Source organism: Campylobacter sp. IFREMER_LSEM_CL1846, from assembly GCF_025772105.1.
Classification (GTDB): domain Bacteria; phylum Campylobacterota; class Campylobacteria; order Campylobacterales; family Campylobacteraceae; genus Campylobacter_D; species Campylobacter_D lari_D.
The window spans coordinates 1-18,524 of the sequence record NZ_JAKMRM010000017.1 but is presented as its reverse complement, the minus strand read 5'-3'; the positions used below and the strand labels follow the sequence as shown (position 1 = coordinate 18,524).

Annotated in this window: 18 protein-coding genes; 5 read left to right on the top strand and 13 right to left on the bottom strand. The window is 30.3% G+C overall.

Annotated features, from left to right (window positions below; all coding sequences use genetic code 11):
* Together L8W40_RS07520 and L8W40_RS07515 are read right to left on the bottom strand one after the other, a co-directional pair.
* Positions 1-1,056, bottom strand: a 1,056-nt coding sequence (locus L8W40_RS07520) for a PDC sensor domain-containing protein (protein ID WP_263665087.1), incomplete at its 3' end; no start/stop codon positions are given.
* 77 nt (positions 1,057-1,133) lie between these two features.
* On the bottom strand, positions 1,134-1,604 hold the full coding sequence (locus L8W40_RS07515) for a low molecular weight protein-tyrosine-phosphatase (protein ID WP_263665086.1): 471 nt from the start codon (positions 1,602-1,604) through the stop codon (positions 1,134-1,136).
* 206 nt (positions 1,605-1,810) lie between these two features.
* Between L8W40_RS07515 and thiD the strand changes: the two genes are divergently transcribed.
* Genes thiD through L8W40_RS07495 form a run of 4 tightly spaced genes read left to right on the top strand, consistent with a single transcriptional unit; the run spans position 1,811 to position 4,659 of the window.
* Positions 1,811-2,623, top strand: coding sequence for a bifunctional hydroxymethylpyrimidine kinase/phosphomethylpyrimidine kinase (thiD, locus tag L8W40_RS07510; protein ID WP_412175460.1), 813 nt, complete (start codon positions 1,811-1,813; stop codon positions 2,621-2,623).
* A gap of 2 nt (positions 2,624-2,625) precedes the next feature.
* Positions 2,626-3,408 carry a hydroxyethylthiazole kinase gene (thiM, locus tag L8W40_RS07505; RefSeq protein WP_133319830.1) on the top strand — a complete coding sequence of 261 codons (783 nt, stop codon included), beginning with the start codon at positions 2,626-2,628 and terminating at the stop codon, positions 3,406-3,408.
* The gene (gene thiE / locus L8W40_RS07500; RefSeq protein ID WP_263665085.1) at positions 3,395-4,021 is read left to right on the top strand and encodes a thiamine phosphate synthase; all 627 of its coding nucleotides are present in this window, start codon (positions 3,395-3,397) and stop codon (positions 4,019-4,021) included. The genes thiM and thiE overlap by 14 nt, the downstream gene beginning before the upstream one ends.
* Positions 4,018-4,659, top strand: coding sequence for a uroporphyrinogen-III synthase (locus tag L8W40_RS07495; protein ID WP_318529490.1), 642 nt, complete (start codon positions 4,018-4,020; stop codon positions 4,657-4,659). The genes thiE and L8W40_RS07495 overlap by 4 nt, the downstream gene beginning before the upstream one ends.
* On the opposite strand, the gene L8W40_RS07490 is transcribed toward L8W40_RS07495, so the two are convergent.
* Positions 4,640-5,968, bottom strand: a complete 1,329-nt coding sequence (locus L8W40_RS07490; RefSeq protein WP_263665089.1) for an MATE family efflux transporter — start codon at positions 5,966-5,968, stop codon at positions 4,640-4,642. The genes L8W40_RS07495 and L8W40_RS07490 overlap by 20 nt on opposite strands.
* Positions 5,969-6,237: 269 nt before the next feature.
* Here L8W40_RS07490 and L8W40_RS07485 point away from each other — a divergent pair, with 269 nt between their 5' ends.
* Positions 6,238-6,858, top strand: a complete 621-nt coding sequence (locus L8W40_RS07485) for a hypothetical protein (protein WP_133319834.1) — start codon at positions 6,238-6,240, stop codon at positions 6,856-6,858.
* Between the two features lie 30 nt (positions 6,859-6,888).
* On the opposite strand, the gene lepA is transcribed toward L8W40_RS07485, so the two are convergent.
* The 10 genes from lepA to L8W40_RS07435 are packed head-to-tail and all read right to left on the bottom strand — an operon-like array spanning position 6,889 to position 18,453.
* A complete protein-coding gene (gene lepA, locus L8W40_RS07480) occupies positions 6,889-8,679 on the bottom strand; it encodes a translation elongation factor 4 (RefSeq protein ID WP_263665082.1) in 1,791 nt (596 codons plus the stop codon).
* Positions 8,680-8,688: 9 nt separating this feature from the next.
* Positions 8,689-9,114: a hypothetical protein gene (locus L8W40_RS07475; protein ID WP_133319835.1), complete on the bottom strand. Its 426-nt coding sequence runs from the start codon at positions 9,112-9,114 to the stop codon at positions 8,689-8,691.
* Positions 9,115-9,125: 11 nt separating this feature from the next.
* Positions 9,126-12,356: a cytochrome c biogenesis protein gene (gene ccsA / locus L8W40_RS07470; protein ID WP_263665081.1), complete on the bottom strand. Its 3,231-nt coding sequence runs from the start codon at positions 12,354-12,356 to the stop codon at positions 9,126-9,128.
* A gap of 3 nt (positions 12,357-12,359) precedes the next feature.
* Positions 12,360-13,055 (bottom strand): ABC transporter ATP-binding protein, encoded by a 696-nt coding sequence (locus tag L8W40_RS07465; RefSeq protein WP_133319837.1) that lies wholly within the window; start codon positions 13,053-13,055, stop codon positions 12,360-12,362.
* Positions 13,042-13,812 carry an ABC transporter ATP-binding protein gene (locus L8W40_RS07460; protein WP_133319838.1) on the bottom strand — a complete coding sequence of 257 codons (771 nt, stop codon included), beginning with the start codon at positions 13,810-13,812 and terminating at the stop codon, positions 13,042-13,044. Before L8W40_RS07460 ends, L8W40_RS07465 begins: the two co-directional genes overlap by 14 nt.
* A complete protein-coding gene (locus L8W40_RS07455; protein WP_133319839.1) occupies positions 13,809-14,840 on the bottom strand; it encodes a branched-chain amino acid ABC transporter permease in 1,032 nt (343 codons plus the stop codon). Before L8W40_RS07455 ends, L8W40_RS07460 begins: the two co-directional genes overlap by 4 nt.
* Before the next feature lies 1 nt (position 14,841).
* Complete coding sequence (locus tag L8W40_RS07450; protein ID WP_220566316.1) at positions 14,842-15,738, bottom strand: branched-chain amino acid ABC transporter permease; 897 nt, start codon at positions 15,736-15,738, stop codon at positions 14,842-14,844.
* A 21-nt stretch (positions 15,739-15,759) separates the two neighbouring features.
* Positions 15,760-16,875 (bottom strand): ABC transporter substrate-binding protein, encoded by a 1,116-nt coding sequence (locus L8W40_RS07445; protein WP_133319840.1) that lies wholly within the window; start codon positions 16,873-16,875, stop codon positions 15,760-15,762.
* An 11-nt stretch (positions 16,876-16,886) separates the two neighbouring features.
* Complete coding sequence (locus L8W40_RS07440) at positions 16,887-17,999, bottom strand: ABC transporter substrate-binding protein (RefSeq protein WP_133319841.1); 1,113 nt, start codon at positions 17,997-17,999, stop codon at positions 16,887-16,889.
* 13 nt (positions 18,000-18,012) lie between these two features.
* Positions 18,013-18,453: a c-type cytochrome gene (locus L8W40_RS07435; protein ID WP_412175218.1), complete on the bottom strand. Its 441-nt coding sequence runs from the start codon at positions 18,451-18,453 to the stop codon at positions 18,013-18,015.
* Positions 18,454-18,524: the final 71 nt, after the last annotated feature.

Below are 18,524 nucleotides of genomic sequence, written 5' to 3'. Positions count from 1 at the left end.
AATAACTCCAAATTCATCATTAGTCTTAACATCTATCATAGCAGAATCTTTTGTTTTATGATTGATGAAGTCAAAGAAAGAATTGATACCTTTTTGGATTGCTTGTAAAGGGGATAGATAATAAGAGATGATGAAGTAGAGTAAAATGATACTAGCTATACTTGTAAAAATAACAATAGTAGTTTGAATATAAGCTATTTTTAAAGCAGGAGCTTCAATAACTTCTATATTTTCGCCCGCACAAGTTGTATAACCATCAACATTAACACAAATACCAAATCTATTGTTACCATTTTGTGTGGTATAGCTGAAAATATTATAATCACCAGCTTTTTCATAAGCTTTAGCAACTGTTATAATATCTGGATTTTGCTTATCGCTAACTAATGATTTGTCAGTTGAGGCAAATACAGTATAAGCTTGGTCAAATACAAAGGTTCTTCCTGGTAGTTCGCTAAATTCGTTTTGTAGATCTTTTACCAAAACATCAATAGCTAGTATACCTATAAATTTACCATCTTTGATTAATGGCATAGAGTAGGTAAAACATGGTAAACCAGTTGTTGCATCAATATAAGATGCGGTAATGTATAAGCCATTTTTCTTTCTAGCTTCTATATAAAATTCTCTTGTAGTAGCATCGTAATTATCTGCTTTTCCGTAAATTCCATAATCTAAGCCTTTGCTATCGCTATCTGGATCACTTACTATTAACTCACCGCTTGGCTGAGCTATATAAACAGCTAAATAACTATTCATATCTCTAACTGTTTTTAGTAAATTACCTGTATTATCCATAAGTTTTTCTTGAGTGTTAAGTTCGCTATATGGAAGCTTTAAGATGGCTTGAGAAAGTTTTTCCAAAGAATGCACATTGAGCTTTTTGAAATCTCTCATTGATTTTTCTGCAGTTCTTACATAATTAGTTTCAGCTTTTACTACCTCATAATTTAAGGCTTTTTTTGTAAAAATAAAACTAACAACGCCAAGTATTATAAGACATACTATAGCTATAATGTTTGCTATTAATGAAATTTTTAATTTGATACTTTTCATTAATTAAACTCCTTTGATGTTATGGTGAATTTTAAATGAGTTTATTATATCATTAAAAATTAAAAAAGAAACAAATATTATTTAAACGATAAATTTTTATAAAGAGTATTTAAGAGCCCAAAACATGCTTTTGAAAGTATAGTGTAAGTCTCATCAAAATTCCCGCTATACCAAGGATCAGGCACTTCGTCATATCCTAATTCTAAGGCAAAAGAAGTGATTTTATGAATTTTATGTTTTGCATTTGGAAAATTTTTAACTATATCATTATAATTAGAATTATCCATTACGATAATTAAATCATTATCCTCGCACATTTTTAAATTTAGTTTTTTACTGCAAAATGGCTTAGAATTTATATTTTTGTTATCTAATAAAGCTTTAGTTTTATAATGCATATCCTCCCCATCGTGGTAACCTGAAGTACCTGCGCTAGAAATAATAAATTCATTATTTAAATTTGCTTTTATTAAAAGATCTTTCATAATAAATTCGGCCATGGGAGAACGACAAATATTACCTAAACAAACAAAAATAATTTTAGTCATATTTTTCCTTTTATTTTTGTGTAGTTTTTTCAAAATTATAGCAGTATTTCAAAATATTTTTAAAGATTAATTAAAACTAAGATATAATTTTTCATTAATGGGGAGCTTTTGCTGAGAGGAAGTATAACTTCGACCCTTGAGAAGTTTGGTAATGCAAACTTTGAATTCTTGCAAAAACTTTCCTTTTTTATAAAAAAAGGATAAAAATGATACAAGCAAAAACAAAAACTAAAATTCCTATCTTAACTATAGCTGGGAGTGATTGTAGTGGTGGAGCTGGCATACAAGCTGATTTAAAAACTTTTAGCGCTCATAATTTATTTGGTATGAGTGTAGTTTTAAGCGTTGTGGCTGAAAATACTGCAAGAGTGATTTCTTGCTTTGATATACCCACTAAGATAATAGATGAGCAAATGCTAGCAGTTTATGAAGACATAGAGCCAGCTGCTGTGAAAATTGGAATGTTAGGTTCAAAGGAAATCATAATTTGTGTAAAAGAAAATTTATTGCGTTTTAAAGCTAAAAATGTAGTGATTGATCCTGTGATGTTTGCAAAAAATGGCTATGCTTTAATGCCTTTAGAAAATTGTCAGTTTTTTAAAGATGAAATTTTATCTTTAGCTGATGTACTTACTCCAAATATTCCCGAGGCTGAATTTTTGTGTGATTTTAAAATACTTAATGAGGAGGATATGAAAAAAGCCGCTATAAAACTTCACAAAGAAGGTGCAAAAAGTGTTTTGATTAAAGGTGGACATAGTAAATATAACACCAATGATGTTTTTTACGATGGAAAGGAATTTAGTATTTTTAAAGCAGAAAAAATTAATACAAAAAATACACACGGCACAGGTTGTACATTAAGTTCAGCTATAGCTAGTAATCTTGCCTTAGGTAAAGAAAAACATGAAGCTATAAAATTTGCTAAAGATTATGTGTATGGAGCTATATTAAATTCTTTAGCACTTGGAAAAGGTTGTGGTCCGACTAATCATTTTTTTCAATATGACAAGGAGTAAAAATGATTATTAAAGCAGTAAGAGAAAAAAATCCTTTGATTCATCATATTACTAATTATGTTACAGCTAATGATTGTGCAAATGTAACTATAGCAATGGGAGCAAGTGCTGCTATGGCTGATTTTTATGAAGAGCAAGCTGATTTTGCTAGAATAAGTTCAGCCTTAGTATTAAACACAGGTACGATTAATCAACTTATAGCAAATTCTATGTTAAAAGCAACTAAAGAATATACTTTATTAAATAAACCTATAATTTTTGATCCTGTTGCTTTGGGTGTGAGTAAGGCAAGAGATGGGATTAATTTTGAATTACTTAATCTAAAAGGTATTAGTATTGTTAAGGCAAATGCATCTGAAATGGCTAGTGTTATAGGTTTAGATGGTAAAGCAAGAGGGGTTGATAGTACTTTTGTAATCGATAATGAGTTTTTAGAAAAAGCTAAAGAATACTCTTATAAAACCAAGCGTGTTTTGGCTATAACTGGAAAAATTGATTATATTATAAATCAAGAGCATATTGCTAAAATTTATAATGGCTCAATCATGGCTACTAAGATAACTGGAGCAGGTTGTATGTGTGCTTCTTTGTGTGGAGTTTTTGCAGGAGCGTTAGAAGATAAATTTCAGGCTAGTTTATATGCTTTGCTTAGTTTTGGCATAGCTAGCGAAATCGCTCAAGAGCTTTCTAGTGGAAGTGGTAGTTTTAGAGTGAATTTAATCGATGCTTTAAGTAATTTAGATGATGAAGAAATTAAAAAAAGAGCCAAATATGAAATCATTTAAAATTTATCTTGTCGCAAGCAAGGGTGAAAAAAGCGAAAGCGAGTTTTTAAATATTTTAGAAGCTTCTTTGAAAGCTAAGATTGATATTTTACAACTTAGAGAGAAAAATCTTAGTACTTTAGAATTTTATAATCTTGCTTTAAAAGTTAAAGCTTTGTGTGAAAAATACAACACACCTTTTGTGATAAATGATAGAATCGATATAGCCATGGCTGTGAATGCAAATGGAGTGCATATAGGACAAAAGGATATGCCTTTAAAAAAAGCAAGGGAACTTTTAGGCGAAGAAAAAATCATAGGGCTTACGATCAATCATAAAAATGATCTTATTAATACTCAAGGTGCTACTTATCTTGGAGTGGGGGCTGTTTTTGCTACGCCTAGCAAGCAAGATTGTGTTGTGCTTGGCATAGATGGATTAAAAGAAATTGCTAGTTTAGCTTCTTTACCTATTGTGGCTATAGGTGGGATAGATGAAATTAATTTAAATTTGCTTAAAGATTGTAATATACAAGGTATAGCTGTGGTTAGAGCGATAATGCAAGCAAATGATCCTTATATAGCAACTTTAAATTTAAGATCAAATTTTGATAAAACTTTTATAGGAAAATAATGATTTATTTTATAGGGGATAAAGAATTTGATGGTGTTAAGACTATAAGATTAAATGAAATTAAATTTCTTGATTTTGAAGTTAATTTAAAGGAATTTGATTGTTTAATCATTAGCTCCAAGAATGCATTAAAAGCATTAATGTCAAGTAAAAACAAAATTGATTTTGATATTAAACTTTATGCTGTGGGAGAAAAAAGTGCTGATTTTGCAAAAGAGCTTGGCTTTAAAAATGTCAAATATCCTAGCAAGGCTTATGGTAAAAATTTAGCTAGTGAGTTTTTATTTGAGTTTAAAAATAAAAAATGTCTTTATTTAAGAGCGAAGAAAATTAGTTCAGGTCTTGATGAGTATTTACTGAAAGAAAATATCCTTTTAAAACAATTAATCGTTTATGAAAATATAGCCATAGAGCCTAAAAAAGATGAGTTAAAAATACATCATCCAAGTGTTTTTATCTTTAGCGCTCCATCAAGCATGGAGCAATTTTTGAAATTTTTTGCATTAGAAAAAGAAGATAAAGTTGTAGTTATAGGTCAAAGTACAGCTTTAAAACTTCGTAATTTTAAAAATTTATATATATGTAAAGAACAAAATCTAAACTCTTGTTTAAAATTAGCTAAGAGTTTAGATTTTTAAAAGTTTTATATAATAAAAATGAGGCAATAAAAATCATACAAATATCACCCACTAAAGTGGCTAGCCAAACTCCATTTACTCCTAAAAATTGCGTTAGTATAAATAAGGATAAAAATGGGAAAATAAGACTTTGGGAAATAGAAATTCCTAAAGAAAGTAAGGGTTTATCAAGTGCTGTGAAAAATGAAGCGCAGAGTTTTCCAAACCAAGAAAATAAAAAAGAAAAAGAAAAAAATATTAAGGCATTTTGTGCTATATGGATAAAATCTTGGTTGTTATCTTTGTTAAAAACACTTACTATAAGGTTATTGAAAAAATAAACAAATAAAAACACTATTGTGCTTACACCCCAAGAAGCAAAAAACATTCTTTTAAAAATAGCTTGAATTCTTGCAATATTTTTGTGTCCATAATTATAACTTAATGCAGGTTGCATAGCATCACACATGGCCAAAACTAGCATGAAAACAAAAGTACTAAGATATAAAATCACAGAAAATGCTGCAACAGCTGTACTTCCAGAAAGTTTAAGCAAGAAAGCATTAGCTAAGATGGTATAAAAAGAGCTAGAAATATTAGAAAAAAATTCAGATGAGCCATTATAGAGTATATTTTTTAGTATTTGCAGCTTGATTATTGGTTTTTTAAATTTTAAAGTTAAATCTTTAAAAACAAAAGGTAATATCCCTAAAATGCTTCCTAAAAACATACCTATGCAAGTTGCTAAAGCTGCTGAAAAAAGTCCCCAATCAAAAACCACTATAAAAAGCCAATCAAGAAAAATATTGCTCAAAGCAGTAATGATATTAACTATCATGCTATAAAAAGTTTTTCCACAAATCCTAAGATAATTATCCATAGCAAAAGCTAGCATAATAAAGGGAGCAAAAGTAGCAAAAATTTGCATATATTCAGTAGATAAACTTTGAATATTCTCATTAGCTCCCATAAAAACACTTAATGTTTTTGCTAGAAAAAATCCTAAAATTCCCATTAAACAAGAAATTGCAAAAATAAGAACTATACAAAAAGAAAAAATAGCTCTTGCTTTTTCAATTTTTCCTTTACCTAGATTAATTGCTATTTGCACTGATGAACCTATGGCTATCATATCAGCTAGAGCAAAACTTATCATGATAAAAGGCATCATTAAATTCATAGCAGCAAGCGCATCTGAACCTAAATATCTTCCAACAAAAATTCCATCAATAATCACATAAAGATAAATAAAAGCCATGCTAGCTATGTTTGGCAAAGCACATTTTATAAATAGTTTGGTAGGATTTAATGTAGTGTAAAAATTATGTATTGACATAGCTTTCCTTATTAAAAATTATTTTATTTAAAATTTTATAGATAAAATAAATTTAATAAAGAGATTCTATACCTTCTATAATATCTTTAAAATATGGATCAACAATGATAATGAAAAAATCTTTGAAAAACATTTATATCACCCAAATTTTAAAAATATAATAAATATTTGGCATTATATTTAAGCTGTAATTATAAATTTCTTAATGTAAATTTTAATTTTTTTTAGACGATTTTTATAAACCCACAAAAAAAGGAGCAAGGATGCAAATAAATTCGTATTCACGCGTGGCAGTAGAGTCGCAAGTTAGCAATAGGAAGGCTAATTTGAATACAAAACTTGAAGATGCCAATACTAAAAGTGCTAATAGCACAAAAGATATAGATGAGGATAAGCTTAGTAAGCTTGCTAGTATGGGAGGAAAAGGCATAACCGAGCTTTATGCTATGAATTTTATGCAGCAAGTATTTAGCATGAGTTCATCCAATGGTCTATCTCAGGCAGGGATTTTTCAAGGAGCTCAATCTAAGGATTCTTTAACAGCTATTTTATCAAATGTAGATTTTAAAGCTATAGGATATGAAGGTAAAGATATACTTAGTTTAAATGCTGATGAAGCAAAAGAGCTTATTGGGGAAGATGGATATTTTGGTGTAGCAAAAACATCTCAAAGATTGGCTGATTTTGTTATTAACGGGGCTGGTGAAGACATGGAAAAACTTCAAAAAGGTTTAGAGGGTCTAAAAGCAGGATTTGCACAAGCGGAAAAAATGTGGGGTGGCAAACTTCCTGATATCAGCTATGAGACAATTGATAAAGCTATTGAAACAGTAACTCAAAAAATTAATGAAATGGGTGGAAATTCTTTAGATATCAATGCATAAATTTATATCCCTAGTACATAAACTAGGGATTTAGTCTATTTTTAAAACACTTAAAAATGCTTCTTGAGGTAAATGCACCTTACCAATAGCTTTCATTCTTTTTTTACCTTCTTTTTGTTTTTCAAGAAGTTTTCTTTTTCTAGTAATATCCCCACCATAACATTTTGCGGTTACATTTTTACCCATGGATTTTACATTTTCTCTTGCGATAATTTTATTTCCTATGCTTGCTTGGATAGCAACTTCAAAAAGCTGTCTTGGGACGATTTCTTTCATCGCTTTTACAAGCTCTCTAGCCTTGCTTAGTGCTTTTTCATTTGGCACTATGATGCTTAGTGCATCGACATTTTCACCAGCTACTTTAATATCAAGTTTTACAAGATCTCCCACTCTAAATTCAATAGGCTCATAATCAAAACTAGCATAGCCTTTGGTAAGTGATTTAAGTTTATCGTAAAAGTCCATAACGATTTCGTTTAAAGGTATATCATACTCAAGTAAAACGCGCTCAGGAGTGATATAATCCATCTTAACTTGCATACCGCGTTTGCGATTTAAAAGAGTGATTAAATTCCCTAGGTATTCGCTTGGAGTTATGATAGTTGCTTTTACATAAGGTTCTTTTATATGATCGATTTTATTTACCGGAGGTAGTTCGCTTGGATTTTGAATTTTTAAAACTTCTCCATCGGTTTGATAAATTTCATAAGTAACAGTTGGAGCAGTAGCAATTAAATCAAGGTTAAACTCACGCTCAAGTCTTTCTTTAATAACCTCCATATGCAAAAGACCTAAAAAACCAACTCTAAAACCAAACCCTAAAGCTAATGAAGTTTCAGGTTCGTAGGTGATAGAGCTATCATTAAGTTTTAATTTATCTAAAGCATCTCTTAAATCTTCAAATTTATCCGTTTCTATAGGATATAATCCTGCAAAAACAAAAGCTTTGGCTTTTTCAAAACCACCAATGGCTTCTTTTGCTTTATTTTTAGTTAGTGTTATGGTGTCACCTACTTGAACATCGGCGACATTTTTAAGTCCAAGCACGATAACACCCACTTCACCTGATTCTAATTTTTTAGTTTTTATAGGGCTTAATGGATGAGGATAGAAAAGATCTTGCACGAGATGTTTTTTATCTGTACTCATAACTAAAACTTCATCATTTTTGGCAATATTTCCCTCATAAATTCTAACTAAAGCCAAAGCTCCAAGATAATTATCAAACCAAGAATCATAAATTAAAGCTTTAGTAGGTGCTTCATCATCAGTTTTTGGCGCAGGAATTTTTGTGATGATAGTTTCTATGAGTTCTTTTATACCTACACCTGTTTTTGCGCTAACACAAATTGCATTAGAGCAATCAATTCCTATAATATGCTCTATTTCGTGTTTAACCTTTTCAATATCAGCCGAAGGAAGATCAATTTTATTAATCACTGGTATGATTTCAAGATCATTTTCTAAGGCTATATAAACATTGGCTATAGTTTGAGCCTCTACTCCTTGAGAAGCATCAACAACAAGTAAAGCCCCTTCGCAACTTGCCAAAGAACGACTTACTTCATAGGAAAAATCAACATGGCCTGGAGTGTCTATTAAATTTAATACATATTCTTCATTGTTGAATTTATAATTTAAACGCACAGATTGAGCTTTTATAGTTATACCACGCTCTTTTTCTATATCCATAGTATCCATTACTTGGGCGCTCATTTGTCTATCGCTAATTGCTCCGCATTCGCTGATAATTCTATCAGCTAATGTGCTTTTACCATGATCAATATGAGCTATAATAGAGAAATTTCTAATATTTTTCATCAAAAAACCTTAAGATTGTCTCATTTTTCTTTTTGCTAGGCCTATTTGCTCATAAGCATCAATTTCTTTTTTCAAAGCTTTATATCTTTTTTTTAGCTCATTGTTTAAAAATGAAATGTTTTTAGGAGTAGCATTAGCATTGGCTGAAATAGCACTAATGAAATCAAGTTTTCTTTTAGTGGCGCTGTCTTTTGGATTAGATCCTAGTTTTTGTGAATTTAAAAATTGCAAAATTAAGGCTTGAATTTCTTGAGAGTTGTTTGCATTATTTGCTTTAGATATAAAATCTTCTATATTGCTTATTTTTGGAGTTTTAGCTGGATTTGATTTGCTTGGTTGTTTTTCTTTGTGCATGAAAAATAATATCAAAAGAATTCCAAGTATGATAATTATCACTAAAGCTATAACTAAAAAAATAAAAAGAGAATTATTCATTTAAAACTTTCCTATAATTTTGTTGCATAAGATCTTTTAAAATAACTTGCTAAGCTTAATGCTACCATAAATAAAAATCCCCAATACACATAATCAGGAATTTTCACAGAATCTCCTGCTGCATAAGAATGCATACCAGTTAAAAAGTAATTTACACCAAAATAAGTCATGATAATTACCCAATATGCAAACATGGAGCAAACTGAAAAAATGTATTGATTTGCCCATTTTGGTACCATTCTAATGTGCAAAATGGCTGCATAAACTAAAATACTAATTAAAGCCCAAGTTTCTTTAGAGTCCCAACTCCAATATCTTCCCCAGCTTTCATTTGCCCATATAGCACCTAAGAAATTTCCAACTGTAAGTAAGCAAAGTCCTAAAATCATAGCCATTTCGTTGATTCTTGTTGCTTCTGTAATATTTCTTAAAATGTTTTCATTATGTTTGCCATTGATTTTTAGCATACATAATAAAATAAGTACAAATATACCTAATAATGCACATAATCCTAAAAATCCATAGCTAGCAGTAATAACCGAAACATGTATTGTTAGCCAATAAGATTGCAACACAGGAACTAAATTGGTAATTTGCGGATCCATTTGGCTAAGATGAGCTACACCTAAAGTAACTCCTGCTAAAATAGAGGTTAAAGAAAGTGCAATAGGACTTTTTCTCGAAAAGAAAATTCCAGATAATGATAAAGCCCAAGCTATATAAACCATGCTCTCATATGCATTACTCCATGGAGCGCGACCTGCTATATACCAACGCAAAGCCAAACCTAGAGTATGGATGAAAAATGCCACAATATTAAACACATAAACACATTTAAATATAAAATCAATGCGAATTTTTGGCAGAAGCATTTTAACAAAAACTATAATCAAAAGTAAAAATCCAGCGCATAAATAAAGCGGAGCAAGATTTACAAAAATTTGACTTTTGTTGAAAAAGATTTCTGTATTAATTTTTTTAGCACTTGGCATAATTTCATGGCCGTATTTTTCTTGGTAATTTTTGATAATATTTAAATTTTTAGTTGCTTCATCCCAGTTGTTATGTGCAATAGAATTACTAACTGCATTGAAATAATTTTCTAAAATGCTTCTTACTTCTTTACCTTCTTCGCCTTTTAAACCTATATATGCTTCGCGTGGCGCCACCCATTGATTATTGGTGCTATTTTGTAGTGGAATAAATTTAAAAATATCTCCTGAAAAAATTAAATTTACAATATTTACTCTTTCATCAAGCTTGATTATTTCTTTATCAAAAACACTTCTACGATTTGGATTTTTTCTATTAGCATTTTCTACATATTTTTGTAGTTTATAAGCATCTGTAGTGAAAAAATCTTTAAAACTAGTATAAGCTCTAGGTTCAATACCTAAAATTTTAGAAATTTCTTCATTAACCAAGCGACTTGTTGGCATAAATATAATATCTTTATCGTACCATGCACTGCCATCAAAAATCATTGATATGATAGTTGCTTCGGCACTTTGGCCTTGAAAGGTTGTGTTTTTGTATATTTTTTCTAAAACTTCCATAGCTAAAGTATTAAAAGGAACCATTCTACCATCAGGTTTTTGCACTACTAAAGAAGCAAGTTCTTTAGCATGTGTTTCATCTACCTTGATGGGTTCATTTGCATAAGTATTTTGGCTTGCAAAAAAAACTAATATAAATGTCAATATTGCACTTGTTTTTTTCAAGGTGTCTTGATTGATTAATTTAGCTAAAGTCCTAAATCTTGAATGAGGATTTAAAATATTTAAAAACATTCCTAATGTAAGTAAAAAATATCCAATATATGTAGGAATTTTACCCGGATCTTTATTAACTGAAAGTATGGTGCCAAGCTCATCTTGATCATAAGAACTTTGGTAAAATCTATAACCTTGATAATCTAAAACATTATTCATAAAAATCTTATATTCTAATTTTTGTTCGGCATTATCAATTTCCACATAACTTGCATAAGACATAGGCGACATCGAGCCAGGATAGCGTTCTAGTTCAAAGTCTTTTAAGTACATTTCAAATGGCATTTCTATTCCTTTAGGACCCCATCTTAAAAAGAAAGGTTGACCTGCTACATCAATACGGATAGGCGAGTTGTATTCTACTAGGAAAACTTCTTTAGATTCTCCTTTATAGCTTAATTTTAATTTTAAAGCATTAATAGCATTTTCTGAAAGTTGAGTTGGCATATATTTAGTGCTTTGTGCAAAGTCTTTGAAATTATTTAATAAAGAATTATTCCAGTATTTTGCCTCGCCAAATAAAGAAATCAAAGCATTGCGTCCTAGCTCTATCCAACTATTTTTAAACCAAGTAAAAAAGCTTTCATCTTGAGCTTGATTAACGCCTTCTAAGGTTTTTTTACCATGTAAAGAAGCAAATTTTACCACTAAATTAATATCATTAAAAGAATATAATCTTAAATCTTTAGCTTGTGCTTTTTGATTGGCTTTTAAAATGTTTTCTTTACCATCACTCATTGACATGTATTTTAAATCAAAATCAGCACTAAGCTTTAGATCTTTATCAATTTTTATATAAGGACTTGGAACAGAGTCGTTTAAAAATGCTATATTGACACCATTGATATTTTTTATATCTCCTGCTTGAAAAAGCAATTCTTTAGATTCGTTATTTTGTGAAAGCATTAAAGATAAAAGAGGAGCAGAGTTGTTATCATCGATATAAATTTCTTTTGCATCTAAAATCAAATTTTCATATGAAATTTGAGCTTTTTCATCAGGTAATATTAAATCAAATGAAAAATCATTTACAAAAGGTAAGGTGGCAATATATTCAGATTTTGCAGCACTATATACTTTATCATCTTTTAAGGTTGCTATGTAGATATAACTTTTTGAGGTTTCAATGATATTATTTTTTTCGTTTTCTCTAATGTGTAAATTTCCTTCAAATCCCATATATCTAGTCATAGCCGAGCCTAGTAATATAAATAAAAATGAGATATGAAAGATTAAAAGCGGTATTTTTCTCTTGTTAAACATTTTATATTTAAAAAGAGCTGTTAAAAGATTGATTCCTAATATGAGCTGTATAAAGCCAAACCAAGATGTTCCATATATCATGGCCCATGCTGTTGGAGTATTGTAAGCACTTTCTATAAAAGTAGCTAGAGCGCAAAATAGGGCAAAAATTAAAAATAAAAAAATAGAAATTTTTATATCCCCAAAAGCTAAAAGTTGTCTTCTCATGATTTAAGCTCCAAGGTATTTTTTTCTAATCTCATCATTACCGATAAGATCTTTTGCAGGTGCATGCATAGCGATTTTACCATTTTCTAGAACATAAGCATAGTCGCTGATTTTTAAAGCTGAAAATGCATTTTGTTCCACTAATAAAATAGTAATACCTTCTTCTTTTAATTTGACTATAATATCAAAAACCTCTCCAACTATTTTTGGAGCAAGTCCTAGCGAAGGTTCATCTAGCATTAAAAGTTTTGGCTCACTCATAAGAGCTCTTGAAATAGCTAGCATTTGAGCTTCTCCACCGCTTAGAGTCCCCGCTAATGCATTTTTTTTATCTTTTAATCTTGGGAAAAGTCTATACATTTGATTTTTCAAATGTTCATAGTTTTCTGCATTATTAAAAGCACCAATTTTTAAATTTTCTTCTATAGTGAGATTTATAAAAACTCTTCTTCCTTCAGGTACCAATGCTATACCTTTTTGTACTAAAGTATGAGGTAAATGTCTTTGAGTGTCATAACCTAAAAAACTTACTTCACCAGTTTTTTTAACACAATTTAGCATTGCATTAAGTGTTGATGTTTTTCCTGCACCATTTGAGCCTATCAAGCTAACTATACTTCCTGTTTTTATGGTGAAATCTATACCTTTAACAGCTTCTATTAAGCCATAATAAACATGTAAATCTTTAACTACTAGCATTAAAATCTCCCAAATATGCACTAATTACTTCAGGATTTTGAACAGCATCACTTGGCTTTCCTTCAAAAATAGTCTTACCATAATCAAGCACCATAACCCTATCGCAAAGCTTATTTACAAATTTCATATCATGCTCAATAAGCAAAACGCTGATTTTTTTATTATTTCTTATATCAAAAATCAATTCGGCTAAATCATCGCTTTCTGTTGAATTCATACCTGCTGCTGGTTCATCTAGCAATAAAAGTTTAGGATTTGTTGCTAAAGCTCTTGCTATTTCAACTTTTCTTTGTTGTCCATAACTTAAACTAGTGGCCCTTTCATCAGCCAAATGAGCAATATTGAGTTGTTCTAAAATTTCATAAGCTGCTTTTTTTGCATTTTTTTCTGCTTTGGAGAATCTTCCTAAATGCAAAAAAGCTTCAAAAATATTATACTTAATACTCTTATCAAAACCAATTAATACATTTTCTAAAACACTCATGCTAGAAAAAAGTCTAATATTTTGAAAAGTTCTTGCTATGCCTAGATGAACTATTTTGTGCGGCTTTAAATGGTCAATCTTTTTTCCTAGAAAAAATACTTCTCCGCTGCTTGGTTTATAATTTCCTGTAATAATATTAAATAGTGTCGTTTTTCCTGCACCATTTGGACCTATAAGTCCAAAAATTTCGCTTTCTTTTATAGTAAAAGAAGTATTTGCTATAGCACTAACTCCACCAAAATTTTTATGGATTTTTTTAAGCTCTAAAATCATTTTTTATTCCTTTTAGAAAACTTAAATAAAATATCTGTTAATTCTTTATCACCCATTATTCCTCTTCTTGCAAAAAGCATTACTAAAATCAATATAACAGAAAACACAACCATTCTAAGACCAGGCATGGCAGGAGTTTCATAACCAAAAATATTCATACTCTCATCTAAAAATCTTAAATACTCACTTCCGCCTATTACTAAAATAGCTCCTATGATGGCACCAGTAGTTGAACCTAAGCCGCCTAAAACAATGATGATTAAAAGCTGAAAAGTAAATAAAAAGTCAAATTGTTCAGGTGAAACTGAAGCTAGTGCGCAAGCTAATAAGCCTCCTCCAACACCTTCTAAAAATGCTGAAGTGCTAAAAGCTAAGGTTTTAATATTAAAAGTGTTAATACCCATTGCTAATGCTGCATCTTCATCATCTCTTACAGCTTTCATGGCCCTACCAAATTTTGAACTAACAATATTTAAGATGATAATAACAGAAAATATAGCAATCCCACCACTCCAGTATAAGGTAGTATGTTTAGGAATATCGTTTAAGCCCAAAGAGCCATTTGTAACAGAAGCAAAGTTAATTGCCATAAGCTTGATAATAATTCCAAAGCCTAGTGTTACAATAGCTAAATAATCTCCTCTAACTCTAAATACTGCAAAGGCTAAAACTAAAGATAAAAGCATAGCACAAACCCCAGCAGCAAGTAAAGCTACAATAAAGCTTGGCGAATGAATCATCAAAATAAAACTACTTGGATCCTCTAAAGAAAACTGATCGATTTTGCTTTCACTTGTAAGTAAAACTAAGGCTGCAACATAAGCTCCTATAGCTACAAAACCATTTGGCTCTAATGAAAATTGTCCTGTAACCCCATTGATAAGATTATAACTTACCGCTAAGATTACAAAAATAGCAATATTGCTTAAAATTCCTATTTTATAATCGTTAAAAAAATAAGGAGATATAAAAAGAAAAGCAAGCGCTATAATAAAGAAACTTAAATGTGTAATTTTTCTTGCAATCATTTTAAAACCTACTTTTTTCAAAATTAATACCCAAAATTCCAGTTGGTTTAAAAAGTAAAATTAATACCAAAAAGATAAATGCAAATGCATCTTTAAAACCAGAAAGATCAGGGAAAATAGCAACAACAACAACCTCTGTAAAACCTATAATCAAACCACCTAAAACTGCTCCGGCAACAGAACCAATACCACCTAAAACAGCAGCGCCAAAGGCCTTAAGTCCTATAAGAGTTCCCATGCTAGGTTCAACAGAAGGATAACTAACAGCCCAAAAAATACCACCAATAGCAGCTAAAGCTGAACCTAGTGCAAATACAATAGCGATAATACGATTTGCATCAATTCCCATTAAATTTACAGTATGAATATCAAAAGCTAAAGCCCTAATAGCAATGCCATATTTGCTTTTATAAAGTATGAATAAAACCACTAATAATATAAAAAATGTCAAAATAGGCACTAAAATACTATTAACACTAATGCTGATATTATTAAAATTAATCACTGTTTCAAGATAACTTGGCACAGGAAAATACTTTGGTGTTGAGCCAAATAAAACATTAAATACATTTTGTATTAAAAAACTTATACCTATGGCTGTGATGAGTAAAGAAATTCTAGGTGCTTTTCTTAGAGGTTTATAAGCTACCCTATCAATAGCTATACCTAAGGCTGCCGCAAATAACATAGCTAAAGAAAGAGCGCCTAAAAAAGGCACATTCATACTTGTAACACAAAATAAAGCCGAGTATGCACCCACCATCATAATATCACCATGTGCGAAATTAATCAGTCTTAAAACACCGTAAACCATTGTATAGCCTATGGCGATAAGTGCATACATACTGCCTAAACTAAATCCATTTATAATTTGCTGTAAAATTAAAGAACTATCCATTGAACCTCTTAAAATTTTTATTTATGGTAGAATCGAGTCTTTATAAACTTGTTTTTGATTCTCTATTGATTTTATAACAATTGAGCGCGTGGCATTACCTGTTTTGTCTATACTGATCACCCCGCTAACACCTTCAAATTTAGAAGTAGCATGAATGTTGCTGTTGATACATTCACTATTGAAATCATTAACGCATTTTTGCATAGCTTCAAAGATTACAAAATATGCATCTGCACCCATAGCTGTAAAATTTGGAACTTCTTTGCTTTGTTTTTCTTTTTCATAGGCTAATATAAAGTCTTTTGAAAGCTGTGTTGGAGGGTTATTATAATCAAAACTATCTGTAAATAAATATCCTTCTGCTGCATCTTGAGCTAGATTAATAAAAGTTTCATCGGCAACTCCATCTGCCGAACCCATAGGAATATTAACACCCATTGCTTTTGCTTGGCGTGCGAATAAAGAAGCCTCAGTATAATATACTGGAAGATAAATAAAATCAGGTTTTAAATTTTTAACTTGAGAAAGTATAGCTTTAAAATCTTTATCGCCTGCTGTAATTCTAAATTTATCTAAAATTTTTCCACCTTGTTTGCTAAATTCTTTTTCAAAGGCCCTAGTTAAACCCAAAGAATAATCTGCGCTTTGATCGCTGATAATCACAGCTTTAGTGTAATTTAACTTATTTTTTACATAATTAGCCAAAGATGAGCCTTGAAAACTATCCATAAAACAAACTCTACTGGCATATAATTTTTTATTTAAAATTTTATCAGCAGTAGCTGCAGGAGCAACCACTGGTATCTTTTTTTCCTCGCCAATTCTTATCACTTGTAAAGTATTAGCTGTTAGCATTTCTCCAATAAGTGCATAAGCTTTATTTTGCGAAATTAATCTTGTGCTAGCATTTGCACTTTCTATTTTGTCACCTTTTGTATCTACTACAACAAGATTTACCTTATCGCCATTACTTAAAGTATTTTTCATAGAATTTGCAATTTTCACTCCATCTAAAGCACTTTGACCATAAGCTGCAGTAGATCCTGTTAGAGGTAAAACTACGCCAATGTTAATTTCTTTTGCCTGTATGATATTACAAGCTATGATAGACAATATAGCTATACTAATTTTTTTCATAGTTTAACCTTTCAAGGATTAATAATAGTTTTATAAACTTGTTTTTGTTCTTGTATTTCTTTTATAACTACAGAACGACTTGCATTGCCACTAGCATCTATGCTTATAACTCCACCTACGCCTTCAAAATTATTAGTAGAATGAATTTTTTCATTAATGCATTGTGCGTTAAGATTATTAGCACATTCATTCATTGCATTTACCATCACATAATAAGCATCAGCTCCCATAGCAGAAAATGCTGGAAGCTCTTTGGTGCCATGATCTTTTTCATAAGCATTGATGAAATTTTTAGACAAAGTTGTTGGTGGATTGTTATAGTCAAAACTATCGGTAAAGATTACTCCATTTACGGCATCACCCCCAAGTTCAATAAATGTTTTATTATTTACCCCATCACCTGCACTTAAAAGTTTATTAAAACCAACTGCTTTTGCTTGTCTTGCTATTAAAGCTGCTTCTGGATGGTAAATTGGCATATAAACAAAGTCAGGATTGATACTTTTAAGTTGTGAAACAATAGCTTTAAAGTCTTTATCGCCCGATGAGATGGTTAATTTTTTAAGTATTTTCCCGCCATTTTGTTTAAATTCTTTTTCAAAGGCTCTTGCTAAGCCTAGTGAATACACATTGCTTTGATCAACTATTACAACTACAGTTTTTAAATTTAAATCTTTGTATGCATAGTTTGCAAATTTATCTCCTTGGAAGCTATCCATAAAACAAACTCTACTAGCGTAGCTTTTTTTATCCAAAAGTTTATCGCCTGAAGCAACAGGGGCTATTACTGGGATTTTTCTTTCTTCAGCTATAGATAAAACTTGCATAGTATTTGGTGTAACAGCTTCACCTATAAGTCCTAAAACTTTATCTTGAGAGATAAGTCTAGTGGTGGCATTTGCTGCTTCTATTTTATCGCCTTTTGTATCTATGGCTATGATTTTAACATTATCTCCGTTTTTTAAATTTGGATTTAAGGTATTAGCTAGTTTGATACCTTCATATACATCATTACCATAAGCCGCTAAAGCGCCAGTAAGTGGTAAAATAACTCCTATTTTTACTTCCGCAGCATAAATTGAACTAGCACAAAGCAAGCTAGCTAGCAGTAGATTTTTTTTCATGAAAACTCCTTTTTTATTTTAAAAATGTATTATGTTTTGTTTTTGGTGCTGGTTCTTCTTCTAAAAGATCTTTTTGATTAAGCTCAATAGAAAAATTTTGCCCCTTTAAGTAAGCTATAATGTGATCCATATCACTTCCACTTAATTTTTTGGCGTATATGCTCATTTGAATGTTATCGCTTGATTGATCTTTAAAATATCCATTAGCATAGTCTTTTAAGGCACCTTTGATTTCTTCTGGGCTTAAATCTTTAATAGCTTTTTTACCATAAGAATTTTTTTCTCCATTTTCTCCGTGACAGGTGTTACATTTGTTTTTAAAATATATTTCTTTAGCTTTTTTTAAATCATAGCTAATATTATCATTAAAAGTATAAGTAAATAAAGACTTTATATTAAAAGCCATTAAAGAATTTATAAATAAAATACTAATTATAAATGAGCGTAACATAATATGCCTTTTTTAAATATAAATAAAGCTCGATTATATCTAAAAAAAATAAACAATTTTATTTCAATCTCACT

Excerpts from the sequence above, each read along its gene's own strand:
- L8W40_RS07440 (WP_133319841.1), bottom strand. The coding sequence starts at position 17,999 with ATGAAAAAAAATCTACTGCTAGCTAGCTTGCTTTGTGCTAGTTCAATT.
- L8W40_RS07475 (WP_133319835.1), bottom strand. The coding sequence starts at position 9,114 with ATGAATAATTCTCTTTTTATTTTTTTAGTTATAGCTTTAGTGATAATT.
- L8W40_RS07465 (WP_133319837.1), bottom strand. The coding sequence starts at position 13,055 with ATGCTAGTAGTTAAAGATTTACATGTTTATTATGGCTTAATAGAAGCT.
- L8W40_RS07445 (WP_133319840.1), bottom strand. The coding sequence starts at position 16,875 with ATGAAAAAAATTAGTATAGCTATATTGTCTATCATAGCTTGTAATATC.
- thiM (WP_133319830.1), top strand. The coding sequence starts at position 2,626 with ATGATTATTAAAGCAGTAAGAGAAAAAAATCCTTTGATTCATCATATT.
- lepA (WP_263665082.1), bottom strand. The coding sequence starts at position 8,679 with ATGAAAAATATTAGAAATTTCTCTATTATAGCTCATATTGATCATGGT.
- ccsA (WP_263665081.1), bottom strand. The coding sequence starts at position 12,356 with ATGAGAAGACAACTTTTAGCTTTTGGGGATATAAAAATTTCTATTTTT.
- L8W40_RS07485 (WP_133319834.1), top strand. The coding sequence starts at position 6,238 with ATGCAAATAAATTCGTATTCACGCGTGGCAGTAGAGTCGCAAGTTAGC.
- L8W40_RS07515 (WP_263665086.1), bottom strand. The coding sequence starts at position 1,604 with ATGACTAAAATTATTTTTGTTTGTTTAGGTAATATTTGTCGTTCTCCC.
- L8W40_RS07450 (WP_220566316.1), bottom strand. The coding sequence starts at position 15,738 with ATGGATAGTTCTTTAATTTTACAGCAAATTATAAATGGATTTAGTTTA.
- L8W40_RS07460 (WP_133319838.1), bottom strand. The coding sequence starts at position 13,812 with ATGATTTTAGAGCTTAAAAAAATCCATAAAAATTTTGGTGGAGTTAGT.
- thiE (WP_263665085.1), top strand. The coding sequence starts at position 3,395 with ATGAAATCATTTAAAATTTATCTTGTCGCAAGCAAGGGTGAAAAAAGC.
- thiD (WP_412175460.1), top strand. The coding sequence starts at position 1,811 with ATGATACAAGCAAAAACAAAAACTAAAATTCCTATCTTAACTATAGCT.
- L8W40_RS07455 (WP_133319839.1), bottom strand. The coding sequence starts at position 14,840 with ATGATTGCAAGAAAAATTACACATTTAAGTTTCTTTATTATAGCGCTT.